This is a genomic window from Salinimicrobium sp. CAU 1759 (assembly GCF_054482715.1).
Genome location: NZ_JBTLRK010000003.1, coordinates 22,358 through 39,907 on the forward strand (window position 1 = coordinate 22,358; position 17,550 = coordinate 39,907).

Here is a 17,550-nt window from a genome sequence, read left to right on the forward strand (position 1 = left end):
GTTTAAGGTTTTTAGCTAAAAATCTTAACTTCAGCTTTATACGTTTAGAAATCAACCAAACAACACTTTTTGCTATGAGTAACATAAAAAAGATAACCGAGCTTCTGGGAGATGAAGCAGAATCTCTATTAGAATACAAGAGCGAGAAGATTCCGAAGGAAAGACTCACAAAACCCGGTCCTGAGACCGTTGAAAATTTTACTGAAAGTGACCGCAATCCACAGGTTCTAAAAAGTCTGGCACAGCTCTACAACCATGGAGCGCTTGGCGGAACCGGTTACCTCAACATCTTGCCGGTAGACCAGGGTATTGAGCACAGCGCAGCAGCATCTTTTTATAAGAACAAAGATTATTTTGATCCCGAAAATATCATCAAACTGGCTATCGAAGCCGGCTGTAACGGCGTCGCATCTACTTTTGGTGGTCTCGCTTTACACGCACGTAAATACGCTCACAAAATTCCTTTTGTGGTAAAGATCAACCACAATGAGCTAATGACCTATCCCAATAAATATGATCAAATTCCCTTCGGAAGTGTGCGTGAAGCATGGGACATGGGTGCAACAGCTATTGGCGCAACAATTTACTTCGGAAGTGAAGAGAGCACAAGGCAAATCCAGGAAGTAGCAGCAGCCTTTGAAGAAGCCCATCAGCTTGGAATGGCCACCATTCTGTGGTGCTACACCCGAAATTCAGCTTTTAAAAAAGACGGAAAGGATTACCACACCGCCGCCGATCTTACCGGGCAGGCCAATCACATTGGCGTGACCATAAAAGCCGATGTCATCAAACAAAAGCTTCCGGAAACCAACTATGGATTCCAGGACATAGACTTTGCCAAACATTCGAAAGAAATGTATGAAAGTCTGGCTACAGATCATCCTATTGACCTTTGCCGCCTGCAGGTAGCGAACTGTTATATGGGCAAGATCGGGCTCATCAACTCCGGTGGGGGTTCTGAAGGAGATTCAGATTTCAAAGCTGCAGTTAAAACTGCAGTCATTAACAAACGCGCCGGCGGCTGCGGACTTATCATGGGGCGAAAAGCTTTCCAGCGACCATTAAAGGACGGTATCGAGATCCTTCAAAGCGTACAGGAAGTCTATTTAACGAAAGAAATTGACCTGGCTTAGGTAGTATTGATGGACCTGCAAGGTTTTCAAAACCTTGTAGGTCTGATAATATGAAAATGATGGTCCAGGTTTAGAACCTGAAATAGTTCCAGAGTGACGGCTCACGTCATGCTGAACTTGTTTCAGCATCTATGAGTTCCACAAACACAACTTTGAAATGAAATCAGGGTGACGGCCCATGTCAGGCTGAACTTGTTTCAGCATCTCTAACTTTTCGGAACAAAACCCTGAAATAGATTCAAGGTCACCAGGGAGTATAAAAAAACCTCACAGGTTTTGAAAACCTGTGAGGTTTAGAAATTTTATCTGATCACTGATCACCGATTACTGACCACTCATTTTAAACAGCTCCTTACGCTTCGGCTTTTCAACATTTGCATTCACAGGCTCTCCAAAAAGGTCAAAATCGGCGGCATCTGTGATTATGACGTCGTAAAAGTCCCCGGTCTTAAGGTAGATCTTTGTCGCATCGATATGTACCTCGTTATCAACATCGGGGGAATCATGCTCTGTTCTACCCACATAGTTCTCCCCTTCTTTTCTGTCAATAACAACTCTAAAGGTTTTTCCTATTTTCTGCTGATTAAGTTCCCAGGAGATCTGCGACTGAATTTCCATGATCTCATTCGCTCTTTCCTGTTTCACTTCCTCCGGCACATCATCTTCGAGATTGTAAGCATGGGTATTCTCTTCATGAGAATAAGTAAAACATCCAAGACGTTCAAAACGCATTTCCTTTACCCACTGCTTCAGCTCTTCGAAATGAGCTTCAGTTTCACCCGGATAACCTACAATAAGAGTAGTTCTAATTGCCATTTCCGGCACCCTGTTTCGGAATTCCTTCAGCAAATTCGTGGTTTTTTCATGTGTGGTTCCGCGGCGCATGGACTTCAGCAGATCATCTGAAATATGCTGCAACGGAATATCGAGGTAGTTACATATCTTAGGTTCGCGCTTCATAAGGTCCAGTACATCCATAGGAAAACCGGTTGGAAAAGCATAATGTAGCCTGATCCATTCAATTCCTTCCACCTTCACCAGGTTCTCAAGAAGTTCGGCTAAATTTCTCTTTTTATAGAGGTCTAGTCCGTAATAGGTTAGATCCTGCGCGATAAGAATAAGTTCCTTCACGCCCTGTGCAGCAAGCTTTTTGGCTTCCTCCACCAGGTTTTCTATAGGGGTGGACCTGTGTTTTCCACGCATTAGCGGAATTGCACAAAACGAACACGGCCTGTCACAACCTTCGGCTATTTTCAGGTAAGCATAATTCTTTGGAGTAGTCGTTAATCGCTCCCCTACCAGTTCATGCTTATAGTCGGCTTCAAGTGCGGCGAGAAGTTCAGGAAGTTCGGTAGTTCCGAAGTATTGATCAACATCCGGGATCTCCTTAACAAGATCAGGTTTGTAGCGCTCGCTGAGACATCCGGTAACAAAAACCTTGTCCACCTCGCCCTGCTCCTTCAGCTCTACATACTCTAAAATGGTATTTACCGACTGTTCTTTTGCGTTGTCAATGAAGCCACAGGTGTTGATCACAACAATATTTCCCTCCTGTTCATGCACCACATCCTTATTGTTGGCCTTAAGCTGCCCCATCAAGACTTCACTGTCATAGACATTCTTGCTACACCCAAGAGTGACCACATTGATCCTGTTCTTCTTTAACGACTTTGTTCTCATACACTTACTTATCTATAATTTAAAAACCTCACAGGTTTCCGAAACCTGTGAGGTTTCAAAAAGAAAGATTTCTAAAAGGGCTGCAAAGATACAATCAAATTTGAGAAATGTATCATCTAACAGCTTAAGCTTGTAGTTTTTAAGAATCAGCCTTTTATGGTTTGAAGGGAAAGTTTTTTGCAGAGCCAAATCTGAAAGATCAGCCACCGGATACCAGAAGGAGGCTGATGAAATCTGGTGCCTGGAATTTGGCACCTGGGATTTGGTGCTGGAAAATTGCCGCAGGTCAACCTCTCGTTCTTTTATAAAACTCCTCCTGAAGTCTTGCCGTGATTTCCCCTTTTTGGGATCTGAAGATCTCCTTTCCTTCTGAAGAAAGGGATTCAACAACCGTAATCTGGGTAGTAGTGCCGGTAAGAAAAACTTCATCAACTTCAGAAATCCGGTCAATAAAAAAAGCTTCTTCTTTATAGGTTATTTCAAGATCCCGGCAGATTTCAAGTACTACTTTTCGGGTGATACCCGAGAGGATAAGGGGACCTTCGGGATGGGTATAGACAGTACCAGCTGTAACAAAAAATGCAGTAGAATGAGAACCTTCAGTAAAGTACTCATCACGAATCAATAGGTTTTCATCATAACCTCCTGCAATAGCTTCTTCATTGGACATAGTATTGGCCAGAAGCGCAGTGGATTTGATGTCACACCTCTGCCACCTGAAATCTTCGGAAACCAAAACCTTCCAGCGTTTCTCCTGAAAATTCTCCAGCTGTACAGGAAAGGCATACATTAACACAGTAGGATTAGGATCATCAGGAAAATGATGTGTGCGGGGAGCGGCACCCCGGGAGACCTGCATGTAAACTGCCGCGTCTTTATCAGTAAGTCCGGCGCGGGAGAGAGCTTCAAACATTAGAGGCTCTAAAATGGCAAAATCGAAGGGAATTTTTATTTCTCCCAAACAGTATTTCACCCGATCTAAATGATCCTGCAGTCTAAATGGTTTTCCGCGGTAAAAGGGCGTCACCTCGTAGATCCCGTCTCCAAACATAAAGGCGCGGTCAAAAACGGAAACTGTAGCTTCCTGTGGTGGCATCCATTGGCCGTTCAAATAAACTTCGGAGGGATATGGGTTCATTTCGGTAAAATAAAAAAGCCTTCCGAAATTTACGGAAGGCTTTTCAAAATTCTCTTGACCAGGCACGATTTATTCCTGGTTAACCTGTGCCTGTAATTCCCGCACGGCTGTCTCTATCTGTGGATCCTCGCCATTGAGAAAATCATTGTAAGGAAGCGGCACCATGATATCCGGTTCCAGCTGCAGATTCTCGGTTGGTCTTCCTTCTGCACCAATCGTGGCTACCATAGGAATTCCGAAGACGATAGTTGGATCTATTTGTCGCTCCCACCATACTGCGGTTCCGGTACCCGGGACCGGCATTCCAACCAGTTTTCCGAGGTCATTCTGTTTGTAGACATAAGGGAAGATAAAAGCGTCACTGTAGTTGCCTTCTCCCATCACTACAATACTCGGTTTAGTCCAGCGAGCCATAGGCTCTCCACCTTTGACGACATTGCCCTGAGGTGCGAATTTCAGGTATTCCTTTCCGCTTAGGAAGGTGTTCAGGTCATCATGTAACCATCCGCCGCCGTTGAACCTTGTATCGACTACCAATGCTTTCTTATCAATGTTCTTTCCGAGGGCACTCTCATAAACATCTCTAAAGCTGCTGTCATTCATTCCGCGAATGTGAAGATAACCCAGCTCTCCGCCACTAAGGGAGTCGACCATTTCTTCCATCATATTCACCCATCTCCTGTACATTAACTGACTTTCCTCTCCCGGAGAGAATGGCTGTACTTTTTCATCAAAAGTGGAATTGCCTCTCTTGATGGTTAACAATGTGTTCTTGTCGTTAAGCCCGAGCAGGTACTTGTTCCAGTTCTCATTGGCTGCAATTTCCTCCCCGTTGATCTTCACTATTACATCTCCCGCCTTAACTCTGGACTTAGCTTTATCTAAAGGTCCACCTGCAAGAATTTCAGAAATCTTTATTCCCTCTCCGCTATACTTCTCATCGAAAAGAAGACCTAAAGCTGCTGTTTGTAAACCGTTGTTCTCGGGCCGGTATCTGCCACCGGTATGAGAAGCATTTAGTTCCCCAAGCAACTCGCTTAACAACTGCTGATAATCGTAGTTGTTATTGATGTAAGGCAGGAACTTTGAATATTCTTCCCTGTACATTTCCCAATCCACCCCATGAAGGTTGGGATCGTAGAATTTCTTCTTTACCTGCCTCCACATGTGGTCGAACATATATTTTCTTTCAGCTTCGGCATCGACCATCATATCTCCTGCAATAGCTATATTTTTAACTTCGCCACTCTCAGCATCCACTTTTACCAGCTTTCCGTTGTTACTTAAAAAGATACTTTCATCATCCTCACTAATTTCAATTCCGCTAGGCGAACCTCCCATTTTAGCAAGGATCTTGGTCTCTCTGGTACGCGGCTCGGTTACCCACAGGTCATAACCTTTCTCAAAAGAAGCCAGGTAATATACCTTGCTGCCATCTTTGTTGAGCACATAATCGCTAATGCTCGAACTATTGATGGTCAACTTCTCCTTGCGGTATTCGAGATTTTCAAGATCCAGCTTAAGTAGTTTCTTATCTTCAGCTTTATCCTTCTTCTTTTTAGACTTTTTATCCTCCTCTTCCTTTGCTTTCTTTTCTTCCTCTTCTTTTTCCTTTTTCTCTTTGGCCGTAAGCAACTCAAATTCTTCTTTGCTTAGCACATATTTATCATAAGCTTCCTGGTCAAAGAAAACTCCGTAGATATCCACTTCTCTACTACCTTGCAGCGCAAGGGATTTTCTACCCTCCTTACTGCTTTCATAGGTCATCATTTTTCCATCCATCGCCCACTTTGCATTGGATTCACCAAAGCCGCTATTTACAGGATGGAAGATCTCTCCCGATCCGTCTGCTTTTATAAGTGCCACATTGTTCCTTGCAAAATAGCCTTTTTGATCATCGACCAGCAACCATCTGCTATCGGGGCTCCACTGGTAAGACCAGTCGCCGTCACTGTAGGAGAAGTTCCTGCCGGAAGGAAAAACCGTGGTTTTATTTTTGGAAACCAGATCAAGCACCTTCAGGATATTTCTTTCTTCAATAAAGGCGATCTTTTTTCCGTCAGGTGAATATTTTGGCTGAAATTCTTCAGCTTCAGTAGCGATAACAGGTTCAGAATTCAGCACGGTAGAAGCGTAAAAGTATTCTTCTTCGGGGCGGGAAAGTGTCACTTTATAGACATTCCAGCTGCCGTCTCTTTCTCCTGAAAATAGCAAGGTCTTACCATCTTCACTCCAGCTTATCATCCTTTCCTGCTCGGGCGTGTTGGTCACCCTTTTCGTACGGGAATCATCCACTCCGGTAACGAAGACCTCTCCCCTGTTCACAAAGGCGATCTCCTTGTTGTTTGGAGAAACTGCAAATTCGGTGACCGAGCTTATATCCATATTCTTCACGGCTTCATAGCCAGAATCACTCATTACCATCACCTCCACCTTTTGAGCAGCTTCACCGGGGGTGAGGGTATAGATATCTCCTTTCCAGGTAAAGGCAAGTGTATTATCATCTGAAATCGTCAAGTGCCTTACGGGGAAATCCTCAAACTCTGTCAGCTGTTCTTCAGCACCTCCCGAAAGTGGCATTTTATAAAGGTTTTGCGTCCCGCTCTTTTCATTGAGGTAGAATACTGCGGAAGCATCTGCACTAAAAGCAGGTTCCCGATTCTCCCCCTCAAAACTGCTGAGTTGATCATAAGTATTTTCGCTGATATCATACAACCAGATATCCCTGGTGACTGAAGAAGTGTGGTGTTTTCTTAAGGCATCTTCGTAACCTTTCCTGTCCTCGAAAACCAATTTGGTTCCGTCGTTGCTGAAGTTCGCATTATCGGCTCCTGCTGCAGTAAGCAGAATTGGTCTACCTCCCTTTACCGGAATGGTATACATATTCTTAAAAAGCCCCGGACTTGGGAACCTCACACTTTCTGCCGGTGCATTTCGACCACTGCCAAAAAGCACTTTTGTATCATCTGCAGTGAAATCATAAGGTAGGTCATCTGTACTGTTATAGGTAAGCCTCACAGGAGCACCTCCTGTAGCAGGCATGCTAAAAACATCAAAATTACCATAGCGGTCACTGGCAAAGGCAATGGTTTTGCCGTCATTGCTCCAAACCGGCCAACCATCATAAGCATCACCTGTTGTAAGTGGTACGGCTGTTCCGCCATTTTGTGCCACCCGGTAAAGGTTGCCCATGTAGCTAAAGATTATTGTATTACCATCTGGCGAAATGCTGGGGTAGCGCAACCAGCGCGCTTCCTCCTGTGCCGACATAGAAACTGAAAAAATGGCAATGAAAATTGCCAGGAAAAATCTTTTCATGAATGTAAATTTTTGGAAAACCTAAATATAAAAAAATGGAGTAATTTCTTCATAACCTGAACAGCGCCGGCTATTTTATCTGCTTCACAAATTCCCTGAACACATTTTTATGTTTCTCAAGATCCAGGTCGGGAGACAAAGAAACACGCGCAATGTAATCTTTATCACTTTCTTTGGTCGTTCCCTGGGTTGAGGTTGCAGGAATGGTCCAGTAACATCCCTTTAATTGGCCATAGCTTACACAGTACTTACTCTCATTCGGGATCTCCCCAATCATCATGTCGATCAATTTTTGGTTTAGTTTTCTTTTGTAAGCTTCTCTTTCCTCATCTGTACTGCCTTTAGTCGGTAGATCAAGTGAAAATACAGAGGGAGTAAAACCTTGTTGAGCAAGTTCTTCCGATACAAAATTGATCTTTGCTTCCGGTAAGGTTTCCCTGATGAAATTCACGAACTCACGAGTGTTCTTATAGGCTTCCGCGATACGCTGATTCATGGAAGGCAATTGTTCAGCTAAAATTTCAACCTGAAGATCTGTAGCTTCATTGTCGCAAAGCTGCAGGTGCCTTTCTATTTTCGGCATCAGGTCGGCAGCTTTATTATTGGCCACACAATAGCCGGCTGTACATCTTCCACCACTGGGGAATTTTGATCCGCTGACGTATGAAATTGTCCTGATGGAGGAGAGTATCCCGTCCTCGCTTAGAAATTGCACATTGGGGCAGAAAGTCTGATCCAGTATAAAAACAGGATCTATAGCATCTTTTCCATCTGTAGTTTTCCTTTTTGCACTTAAAACAGCCCTTAACTGCTCAAGATCGGGAACCTCAACCCGAGGATTGGTAGGAATTTCAGCAATGATATAAGGCACGGCGTCTTCCTTTGCGACCCGTTCCAGAACCTGATCGATACTCTGCACCATATCATTATCCCCGTCCACAAGCAGGTCCATTATCTCCACATTATCCACACAGGCAGCAACCCGTCTTGCCTGGTCATTCGTTCCCCCATAACAGTTGGGAGGCACAATGATCCTGATATCTTTTCCTTTGTGTTGTTCGACCGCATCATCAATGAGGCCCATCATGATCGCATATTGAACAGAAAGTCCCGAGGAACCAAGCAGAGGCTTGGTAGCTGTAGCAGTGATGTCTTTTATAGAATTCCGTACGCTCTTCTTATTTGCCTCAACATCTCCTTTTCTTTCAACTTCGGAAATCTGGCCGGTCAACATTTGTAAAGCAGAAAAACAATTCGCCGGAGTCATTGCGATAGTTTCTCTTCTACGCACATGCTGAATCTCTCCGATGTAGCTTTTATTTGCTTCTCCATTCACCAGTAAAACACTTCCAAGCTGCGCATGAGTGCTGATAAAAAAGTCAATATTCCTGTTCAGTTCAACTTTACCAAAATTCTGATCCTCTGAAATAAAGATGGTAGTTCCGTCATATTCCGAGACTTCATCAACACCTTCAACTTGTTCTAATTCAAAATTATACCCATAGACGCTTCTTACTGCTTCAGCATCAAAGGCAGCGGGTAATTCTCCCGTGTAAAGAATTCGGGTGTTATTGTTCTCGAAAAGATTCTTTCTCAGCACTGCAAGGACGGGAACTGTTCGGGAAGAAAAGCTTATCACACTTTTGGCATCCAGGTCATTTAAATTCGCCAGGCTCCATTCCAGTACAGTGGAAAGAGGATGACCTAAACGAATATAATCGTATGCAGTGGGTAAAGCCGCAAGGGCCGATGGGTTCGAATTGTTCTCCCTGAACAAGATCTCGAACTGCTCCAGAAATTCAGTTTTCGCCAATTCTTCATTGTAGATATCCAACCTGTGGGTAGTGAGCTTCAGCCAGTCAAGTGGCATATTTTCCAAAACTTCTTTAATATAATTCAGCACTTTATTCTCGTTCATGTTTGTTCATTTTTGAAAGGACGTGAATATAGATTTCTTAGCACTATTTTAAAAGCAAATAGAGAGGTTTTGTCCTAATACAGCTATAATCTACAACTATTGTTAAGGCATGAGAGAACAGGGTAATCTCAATTATTATCTGCACTTTTTATACAACACGCTTCAGATAAAGAAAATTGAAAGGGGATTCTAATCTCATAAAAAAGTTATGATCTCTAAAGATGGGTACAACTCCCCGTTGCCTCAAGACTCTATTTTATAGAGGAAAATCCGCCATCTACATGAAGGATCTGCCCCGTAATCCATGAAGATTCAGAAGATAGCAGAAAGGCTGCAGTTGAAGCCAGGTCTGATGCCTTTCCAACTCTTTTCATAGGGTTAAGCCTGGACTGCGCCTCCACCTTTTCGGGAGTGCTTAGTAATTTTCCTGCCATTGGTGTATCGGTAAGCGAAGGAGCGATGGCATTCACTCTTATCTTTGGCGCAAACTCAGCAGCTAATGCCCGGGTTAAACCCTCTATAGCTCCTTTTGAAGCTGCAACCTGGGAATGAAAATTAAAGCCATTCTGGACTGCAACTGTTGAGAAAAGGACTATTGAAGAATCACCACTTTGTTTTAGTTTGGGCAAAAGTTGCTGTAGCAACTTTGTTGCCCCCACCACCTGAAGTTTATAATCATCAATAAAATCTTCTTCTTTAAAACGGTGAAAGGGTTTTAAGTTTATACTCCCGGGACAGTACACAAAGCCATGGATCTCTTCGGGAAGATCGCTTAGATCAAGCATATCATTCAGCACATCAAACTTTTGATATTTTACATTTTCTGAACTCTCTTCTACTACGTGTTGGTGATAGGTCGCAAAAATGTTATTTCCTTGATCTGATAATTTTTTAACTAACTCTTTTCCAATCCCCGATGATCCTCCTATAATGACATAATTTCTCATTGATCTGTCTTTAGCTGCATTTAACGGTTTTTTTTAAAGGTAGTCAAAAATGACATTTTTAAGACGGATGCTGCGGGAGCCTGCGAAGGAATATATTTTTCAAAATTCTTAACTATGCTGTTGACCGATTTTGATCCCTCTACAAAGGTTCGGGTTTATTTTCCGGAAATGACCATGAAACTTAATTGGTCGATTTCAAAGCTGCGTAGAAGCAAAAAAATCCCGATTCTTATCCACGAAATTGCGTATTCATTCAACATTCATCACATTCCGGTGCAGGCCCCCAGAGGTACTGGTTGCCATTGTTCAGGTTCGCAAATTCTATAATTACTTTTTCGCTTTCCATTACCCTGCGTTGGACATCTCCGAAAACTTCGGAAACCGAACCGGGAAGAGGTGATGCCTGATCTTTTTTGGGCGGCCACCACGCAAAGATGTTGTCGCCGTAGACATCTTCCGCATCTATATTAACATCCTGGCTATTATCCACCTCAAAGAGTGCAGACGCTGCAACCGAGACGGAGCCATCTAAGCCGGCACGGGCATCTTCTTCAAAATTACCTTTCCATACAAAAATGTTATCACTAAAAAAATCTTCACTGTTGATCTTCACCCCCTTACTGTCTTCTGTCACGCTAAAATGGGCAGGGGTACTGGCAGTCACTGTGCTTTTTAGCTCCGCCCGGAGAGGGCTCTCTCCTTCAAGTACCCAGTTGAATATGTTGTCTCCGGCCTGATCCTCAAAATCGATGTTCACATCACGGCTATTAACCACGATGAAGTTCGTGGGCACGTCAAAAACTATTGGGCCGCCAATGACTTCGCTACCCCCGGCGGTCCAGTCAAGAATCATATCCCCTGCTGTATCCTCAAGGTTGATCCTTACTCCGTCACTTCGCTCTACCCGAAATGTAAGGGGTGCCTCGATCTTCATAGGTCCGCCGATAAAGGAAGCCGAGTTGTTAGAGCCAGCATCCCACGTGAAATCCATATCGCACAAAACATCTTCCACATCAATTCCAATGTCTTTACTGTCAAAAACCTCAATGGTCACCGAAATTGCCAAACGGAGGGATCCTCCCACCCCGCCGTCGAAGGGACCTGCGCTAAACGATCTGTTCGCTTTACCCGGGGCACTGAACGTCCAGGTGAAGGAGTTGTCACTAAAAATATCTTCCAGGTCGATCTTAATGCCTCTGCTGTTGGTTACCCGAATAACTACAGGCATATCCACCTCGAACTCGCCACCAACACCACGTGCGTGAGCGCTTAACAATCTAAGGCGCTGCCAGGTAAATTTGTTATCACCAAAGATGTCCTCAATATTTAGAGTGAGATCCTGGCAGTCCTTTACCTCGATATTTACCGGCAGAGTAACACGAAAATCGCCAAACCCCCACCCATTGCTTGCCCGCCTGCCTGACCAGACCACAGTTGTGTCGCTAAAAAAATCGCCGAATTGAATGGTCTCACCAGTGCGGCCCAACATCTCGATCTCTACCGCCTCATTAAGGTCATAGGATCCCGACTGTTGGTTACCTGCCGGAACTTGAGCATCGCAAGAGGCTAAAATGAAAAAGATTATAGATCTGAAAAGATGTACTGGTTTCATCATTATTCTGAATTTTAACTGGTTGCAAATTTTACTTCCAATCCGAGTGGACGAGATGAAAAGATACCTGGCAGCTTATTACTAAGACGTTGAAAAAAATTGGCGGAGAGCTAGTTCTGCTTTTACACAGTTATAAATCAACGGTTTGGACACCAGACAACTTAAATTTACCAAGAAATCTTTGATCTGTATTTTAATCTTTTGTTAAGTCTGATAGATAATAAGCCTGTTCGATCAAGTAGAAGTCTTTTACGTGTGGGCATAGTTATTTTGTAATTATACCCTACAATTTGCAGGCATTACAAGCAGCAAAGATTTTTTTCGGAAAAAATAATTTCCCAAATTTCAGTCTGTATCACTGGAATTATAATAACCGCTTCCGCAAAAACGTGCGAGCGGGCGATCTCAATTGTCCGCAGGACAATCAGGCGTTGCAAGGGAACACGAAATTTCGTTTCAAAACAGGTTTTAGCATTGTTCCTATATATTGTTGCCACACGTTTTTTCTTCCGATATAATCACGCCTCCAGCCAATTCTTCTTCGTTTGGTTCTTCAAACCAATCTTCCATAAATTCGAAATTTTCTTTAGTTACCTCAAATTCGAATGTAGCTCCTTCTTCATGATTTCTTTTCATTACTCTTTCGAATCGGGTTTGCCTAGAAATATCTAAAAAATGGATCTTTAATTCGTATTGGTGCAGTTTTGCGAACTTTCTAAATTTTTCCCGATGTTCAAACTTTGAAAGTCCCAGGTCCAGTATAGAATCTGTATTCGCATTTTCCAGCTGTTGAATCAATTCCATTATCATTTTTTCGGCTCTTTCAATTCTTTCGAGAAACCATTCCAATCCATCGCCAGGATTCTTGTCATCCAGAAATAATGTTTTATTCCATTTATCAATAGAAAAGATAATTCCGTTTGTTTCTTTTTTCAAGGCAGTTGAATATGTTGTTTTCCCAGAACCTGTATTTCCAACAATCAGATGTATCATTTATTTTATCAATTGTGCAACGGCCCTGGCTAATGGCATGTGCTGTATCTTAAAGCCGTTTTCTTGTCTGCCAGACCGATTTCCATTTAGTCATAATTCCATGACTTTTAAACATTCAACCTGCATTTGCTGTAGCCAGTGTTAACGGTTGAATTTTATTGTTTGTCCAAAGTCATTTCAAAAAACTGAACCCACTCATTGTCTCTCTTTATTTCGCCTGTTTCATACCATTGTCCTTTGTTGTTCAGAGAAATGATATACCTCATATTTTCATTCGGATACCAATAAAATTTCCCGTCAATCAATTCGGCTTTAAAATCCCCGCCTCTTCCGGTTGATAAGTAAGAACGGAAGTTGTAATTCTTCTCACTCTTGTCGTACGTGACAATAGCCATTGCATTATGAGTAATTATCTCATTAGATTTTCCAAGTCCTTCAATTAAAATTGCAGTACTGTCAAGTTTAAACTTAATATTTTCGGTTTGATTGAACGGGTGTTTTTGTCCGTCACGTCCCATCATCCAACCCGTGCCTTTCCAATCGCCCACAATAAATTCTAATTGAGAAATAGCTTTTTGGGCTTCTATGTCGGTTTCTGAATCTTGAGCATTTGCAATTGATGCTGTAATGGTCAATGTTGCTGTAAAGATCAAGGCTAATATTTTCATTTCATTTTGAACTTGGATTGTATGAATGTTATATTACTTATCTAAGTTTCTATTTACCTTACCTCTAACCTTCCCGATTAACGGAAATTGCCGGAGAAAGGACCCGGATTGTCTTTTAGAGTTATAATAATTGGTCTCGAGAATACCAGTTTTCACCATACTACCCGTTATTGGCGATGAACAGATGTTGGTTTTAGTTTTCCTTGTTACTACCTTCCTTGGAGTTCCACACCATTCCTATCATTTGATAAAAATTGCCTTGATGAAACTTATATTCTTTTTCTGTATTTACCCTGTGTATCAAAACCAAATTGGATTCTGGATATATCCCTAGCATATGAATACCAACGCCTGTGTGAAAATAGGATTTTGTATTTCTATTTTCGTTTGGAACCAGAACGTTCCAAAGCATTCCATATCCAATTCCGTAATTTTCATTAGTTATAGAATATGGTTTTGTTGATCTTTCAATCCATTCTTCTGGTATAATTTGTTCTCCATTCCATTTTCCATTATTTAAATAAAGCTGCCCGTATAACGCCAGATCTTTGGCAGACAATCTGAAATGATAAGCCGGATATCTGGATTTATTTGTTTCATACTGGTAAAAGCCATCGACATCAGGTATTTCCCAATTATCGTCTGGATCCTTAACTGTAACAATATTATTATTATAACTCATTCCTAATGGTTGAGCTATGTGTCTATGGAAAAGATCATATAAGCCTTCTCCAGTTAACTTTTCTAAAATAAATCCAAGGGTATTAAAATCCCAATTATTATAATAATATACCTCATTCGGTTTATGACTTCCTCTTTCCGGCATTTTGTCTAACATACTCTTCGCAACAGCAGCTGCATTATGATAAATTCCAGATCGGGATTTTAAAAGGTCGGCAATCGTAGCTGATTTTTCTATTTCACTTAATCCAGGTTGAATATCATCTATCTCGAGCTCTTGTAATGTTAGTGTAGTGTCTATTGTTCCATTCTCGATGTATATGCCATATAAGGAATTTAAAAGCGCTTTTCTGATGGAATGGACCAATAGCTTTTTATCTGTATTTCCCCATTGATAAACCTCCTTTCCATCAGCTAAGATCATTAAGGATGATGATCCAGCTTTTTCAAGAAAAATCCCCAGGGAATCTAATTTCTTTTTTGAGAAACCTATTTTACCGGGATCTATTTTTTCTAAGGCATTTGAATTTTGAGAGTAAGTAGAATTAACTAATAAAAGAACTGTAATAATAAGAATTAGATATCTGTTCATATTGGCTTTTAAAACTAATGACGATAAAATTATCTCAATGTGACAAATTATGCCCATCGTTTTGTAGAATACAGGGTGCGGCTTAGGAATTCGGAATCAATTAGTCATCTAAATTTAAAGGTACTCAAAAATGCCATTTTTGACTACTCTGCAGCATTTTGTGTTAATCGTTGTTGTGGCCAGTTGTTTTCAGAAACTAAAAGTTCGTTCCTGGCTTTTCATTCTCAAATCCATTATAATTCCAATTCCAATTAGAAGAAATGCTATCGAAATCACTCCGATTTTTATACTAATATCAATACCACTCTGAACAGAGAAAGCCGTAGCAAACGCAATTGCAATACTTGCTATCCAAGTTGTGTAGATATTTGCAGGTACAAAACCTAAATTGTTTTTTAAATACTTCTTGAATTTGGCTAATTTTTTCTTGTAAATTTCATTACTAAAAGATGGTATTTTTTCAAGTTCCAAATATCTTAAGTAACTTTCAATTCCTTCCATCTGTTCCGTACTTAAATCCTTTTCTTTTAATTTTTGTAAAAGTTTTATGAATTTTTCAAACGTTTTAATTTCCGATTTTTCATTGGTTTGAGAAAGCTGTTTTTTTAGAAAGATTATAGTTGCTTTCAAATCGTTTGTTTCCCTAACCGAATTTGAACCAATTAATTCGCTCAATTCAACGTCTAAAGCAATTGCTATTCTTTTAATTGTTTCGCCTGTTGGTTCCGATTCATTATTTTCTATTCTTTGAATAGTTCTTAAACTAACTCTTGATTCGTCTGCTAAATATTCTTGAGACATTCCGCGAGTTGCTCTTAAATTCTTTAAGTTTTTTGCTAATTTTTTTGTTTCCATTTTAAATGTTATTTATTGTTTAAGCAAATCTATATCGGAAACATATTTACGTGTTACGTCAAGTTAACGTCATCTTTGCGTCAATTGGTTACAACGTCCCGAGTAACGCAAGTTGCGGACCTGGGAAACGGGATTTTGTCGGTTAAGTTGTCTTTTTAAAGGTAGTTAAAAATGTCTTTTTCGAACGGTCTGCTATTTGCTCGTTAACCGATGTTATGTGCTATTTTTTTTTACTTTGACAACTGGTAATTAGTTACCAATACAGAAGCAGAAATATGTAGAATTCTTTCCAATTCTCTAATCATGTCTACAGTCAATCTCTTCTTTTTATTCAGGATTTCTGAAACTCTACTTTTCCCCCCAATTATCCCAACCAAATCTTTTTGTTTGAGATTCATTTCTTCCATTCTGATCTTTATTGCTTCAATTGGATCTGGAGCTTCAATTGGATAATGTTCATTTTCGTAATTATCAATTAGCATTGAAAGAATTTCTGCTTCATCTCCTTCTTGAGAGTTAGCTGGAGCATCAAATATTACCTCAAGCCTTTCTAAAGCTTTCTCGTAATCTTGTTCGTTTTTTAAAGGTTTAATATTCATAACTCTAGTTTAAATTGTGTCAGCATCTATTTTATCATATTCTGCGTGTGTTCCAACAAATCTTACGAAGGCCCATTGTCGCTCGTAATTAAATTTTACGATCAATCTATATGAGTTCCCCATAATGTTGAAAACTACTCTACTATCTTTTAAAATGCTGGAATTTATATAAGTTTTTTTAATATCATTCGGAGAATTCCATTTGGAAGTTTTAGCTGTCTCATACCAGGTTTTTAAATACTGTTCTGAATCAGAATGTTTTTCCCAGAATTCTTTTAATGTCTTTTTTGAAACTATTCTTTTCACTCTAAAAAATCTAGAACAAAGATAATCAAAGTTCTCTATTTTAGAACTTTTAAGCAGAAACTTAATGAAAAAAATTGCACATAATGTCCCGGTTAACGCAAGTTGCGGGAGTAAGGATGCGGATTAGTCGGATTAGTTCTTTTAATAATTGGCCTCTAAAATAACCGTTTTCAAGAAACTACCCGTTATTTGCGATGAGCCGTTCTTAGCTCCAGTATTTTTGTTCCGATTAATAATCTTGGATCAAAACTTCCGTTGGAATATGTAGCGTAGTATTTAATTTTCTTACCATTTCTAAAGTCAGTTTCCTTTTCTTATTTAGAATTTCACTTACTCTACTTTTGAAACCGAAAACCTCTGCTAAATCTTTTTGTTTCATTCCCATTTGTTCCATTCTAAATTTTATAGCTTCTATCGGATCTGGCATTCCAATTGGAAAATGTTCATTTTCATAATTGTCAATTAGAATTGATAATATTTCAAGTTCGTCTCCTTCTTCAGTTCCTCTTTTTGCATCAAAAATCACCTCAAGTCTTTCTAGAGCTTTTTGATAATCTTGTTCGTTTCTTATTGGTTTTATTTTCATCTCAAATTGTGTTTGCATCTATTTTATCATATTCTGCGTGTGTTCCTATAAATCTGATCCAACAGATCTGATATTCGAAACTGAATTTTACAATCAATCTGTAATTGTTTCCTTTAACGTTGAATACAATTCGATTGTCTTGTAAAATACTTGCACTAGGATAATCTTTCTTTAGATCATTAATATTTTCCCATTCCGTTTTTTCTGTTTCTCTATACCAGGCTTTTAATTGTTGTTCACTATCAGCGTGTTTTGTCCAAAAATCACGTAAGGTTCGTTTTGCAATAATTCTCACATTAAATTATTTAAAAACAAAGATAAATTAAAATCCCAAATTGGGAACTATTTTCTTGATAAAATATTGGAGCTAACGTCCCGGTTAACGAAAGTGGCGTGTAGGGAAGGAATCACTTTCCGGCGTAACGGGTTTTTCTAATGGAAATAAATGTGGGAAATTATCTCTCAAAAAAGCCATTTTTGTTAACCGTTGTTGTGAGCTGGCTTCTTTAGAAGTTTATCTTTTG

Annotated in this window: 15 protein-coding genes; 1 reads left to right on the top strand and 14 read right to left on the bottom strand. The window is 40.4% G+C overall.

Annotated elements, in window-relative coordinates:
- Positions 1-74: 74 nt before the first annotated feature.
- Complete coding sequence (locus ACXYMT_RS13350; RefSeq protein WP_459059608.1) at positions 75-1,133, top strand: class I fructose-bisphosphate aldolase; 1,059 nt, start codon at positions 75-77, stop codon at positions 1,131-1,133.
- Between the two features lie 324 nt (positions 1,134-1,457).
- On the opposite strand, the gene rimO is transcribed toward ACXYMT_RS13350, so the two are convergent.
- From rimO to ACXYMT_RS13420, 14 genes are all read right to left on the bottom strand, one after another.
- A complete protein-coding gene (gene rimO / locus ACXYMT_RS13355) occupies positions 1,458-2,813 on the bottom strand; it encodes a 30S ribosomal protein S12 methylthiotransferase RimO (protein WP_459059609.1) in 1,356 nt (451 codons plus the stop codon).
- A 286-nt stretch (positions 2,814-3,099) separates the two neighbouring features.
- Positions 3,100-3,951, bottom strand: a complete 852-nt coding sequence (locus ACXYMT_RS13360) for an aminotransferase class IV (protein WP_459059610.1) — start codon at positions 3,949-3,951, stop codon at positions 3,100-3,102.
- A gap of 69 nt (positions 3,952-4,020) precedes the next feature.
- Complete coding sequence (locus ACXYMT_RS13365) at positions 4,021-7,269, bottom strand: S41 family peptidase (protein WP_459059611.1); 3,249 nt, start codon at positions 7,267-7,269, stop codon at positions 4,021-4,023.
- 70 nt (positions 7,270-7,339) lie between these two features.
- A complete protein-coding gene (locus ACXYMT_RS13370; RefSeq protein ID WP_459059612.1) occupies positions 7,340-9,187 on the bottom strand; it encodes a cystathionine beta-synthase in 1,848 nt (615 codons plus the stop codon).
- A gap of 251 nt (positions 9,188-9,438) precedes the next feature.
- Complete coding sequence (locus ACXYMT_RS13375; RefSeq protein ID WP_459059613.1) at positions 9,439-10,134, bottom strand: SDR family NAD(P)-dependent oxidoreductase; 696 nt, start codon at positions 10,132-10,134, stop codon at positions 9,439-9,441.
- Positions 10,135-10,387: 253 nt separating this feature from the next.
- On the bottom strand, positions 10,388-11,749 hold the full coding sequence (locus ACXYMT_RS13380; protein WP_459059614.1) for a hypothetical protein: 1,362 nt from the start codon (positions 11,747-11,749) through the stop codon (positions 10,388-10,390).
- Between the two features lie 477 nt (positions 11,750-12,226).
- Entirely contained in the window at positions 12,227-12,739 is a 513-nt protein-coding gene (locus ACXYMT_RS13385; protein ID WP_459059615.1) for an AAA family ATPase, read from the bottom strand.
- Between the two features lie 155 nt (positions 12,740-12,894).
- Complete coding sequence (locus ACXYMT_RS13390; protein ID WP_459059616.1) at positions 12,895-13,407, bottom strand: hypothetical protein; 513 nt, start codon at positions 13,405-13,407, stop codon at positions 12,895-12,897.
- A 193-nt stretch (positions 13,408-13,600) separates the two neighbouring features.
- Positions 13,601-14,680: a serine hydrolase domain-containing protein gene (locus ACXYMT_RS13395; protein ID WP_459059617.1), complete on the bottom strand. Its 1,080-nt coding sequence runs from the start codon at positions 14,678-14,680 to the stop codon at positions 13,601-13,603.
- A gap of 189 nt (positions 14,681-14,869) precedes the next feature.
- On the bottom strand, positions 14,870-15,535 hold the full coding sequence (locus ACXYMT_RS13400) for a helix-turn-helix domain-containing protein (RefSeq protein ID WP_459059618.1): 666 nt from the start codon (positions 15,533-15,535) through the stop codon (positions 14,870-14,872).
- Positions 15,536-15,765: 230 nt separating this feature from the next.
- Positions 15,766-16,134 carry a helix-turn-helix domain-containing protein gene (locus tag ACXYMT_RS13405; RefSeq protein WP_459059619.1) on the bottom strand — a complete coding sequence of 123 codons (369 nt, stop codon included), beginning with the start codon at positions 16,132-16,134 and terminating at the stop codon, positions 15,766-15,768.
- A gap of 9 nt (positions 16,135-16,143) precedes the next feature.
- Positions 16,144-16,440: a type II toxin-antitoxin system HigB family toxin gene (locus ACXYMT_RS13410; RefSeq protein ID WP_459059620.1), complete on the bottom strand. Its 297-nt coding sequence runs from the start codon at positions 16,438-16,440 to the stop codon at positions 16,144-16,146.
- A gap of 229 nt (positions 16,441-16,669) precedes the next feature.
- Positions 16,670-17,026 (bottom strand): helix-turn-helix domain-containing protein, encoded by a 357-nt coding sequence (locus tag ACXYMT_RS13415; protein ID WP_459059621.1) that lies wholly within the window; start codon positions 17,024-17,026, stop codon positions 16,670-16,672.
- Position 17,027: 1 nt separating this feature from the next.
- Positions 17,028-17,321: a type II toxin-antitoxin system HigB family toxin gene (locus tag ACXYMT_RS13420; RefSeq protein WP_459059622.1), complete on the bottom strand. Its 294-nt coding sequence runs from the start codon at positions 17,319-17,321 to the stop codon at positions 17,028-17,030.
- Positions 17,322-17,550 lie beyond the last annotated feature (229 nt).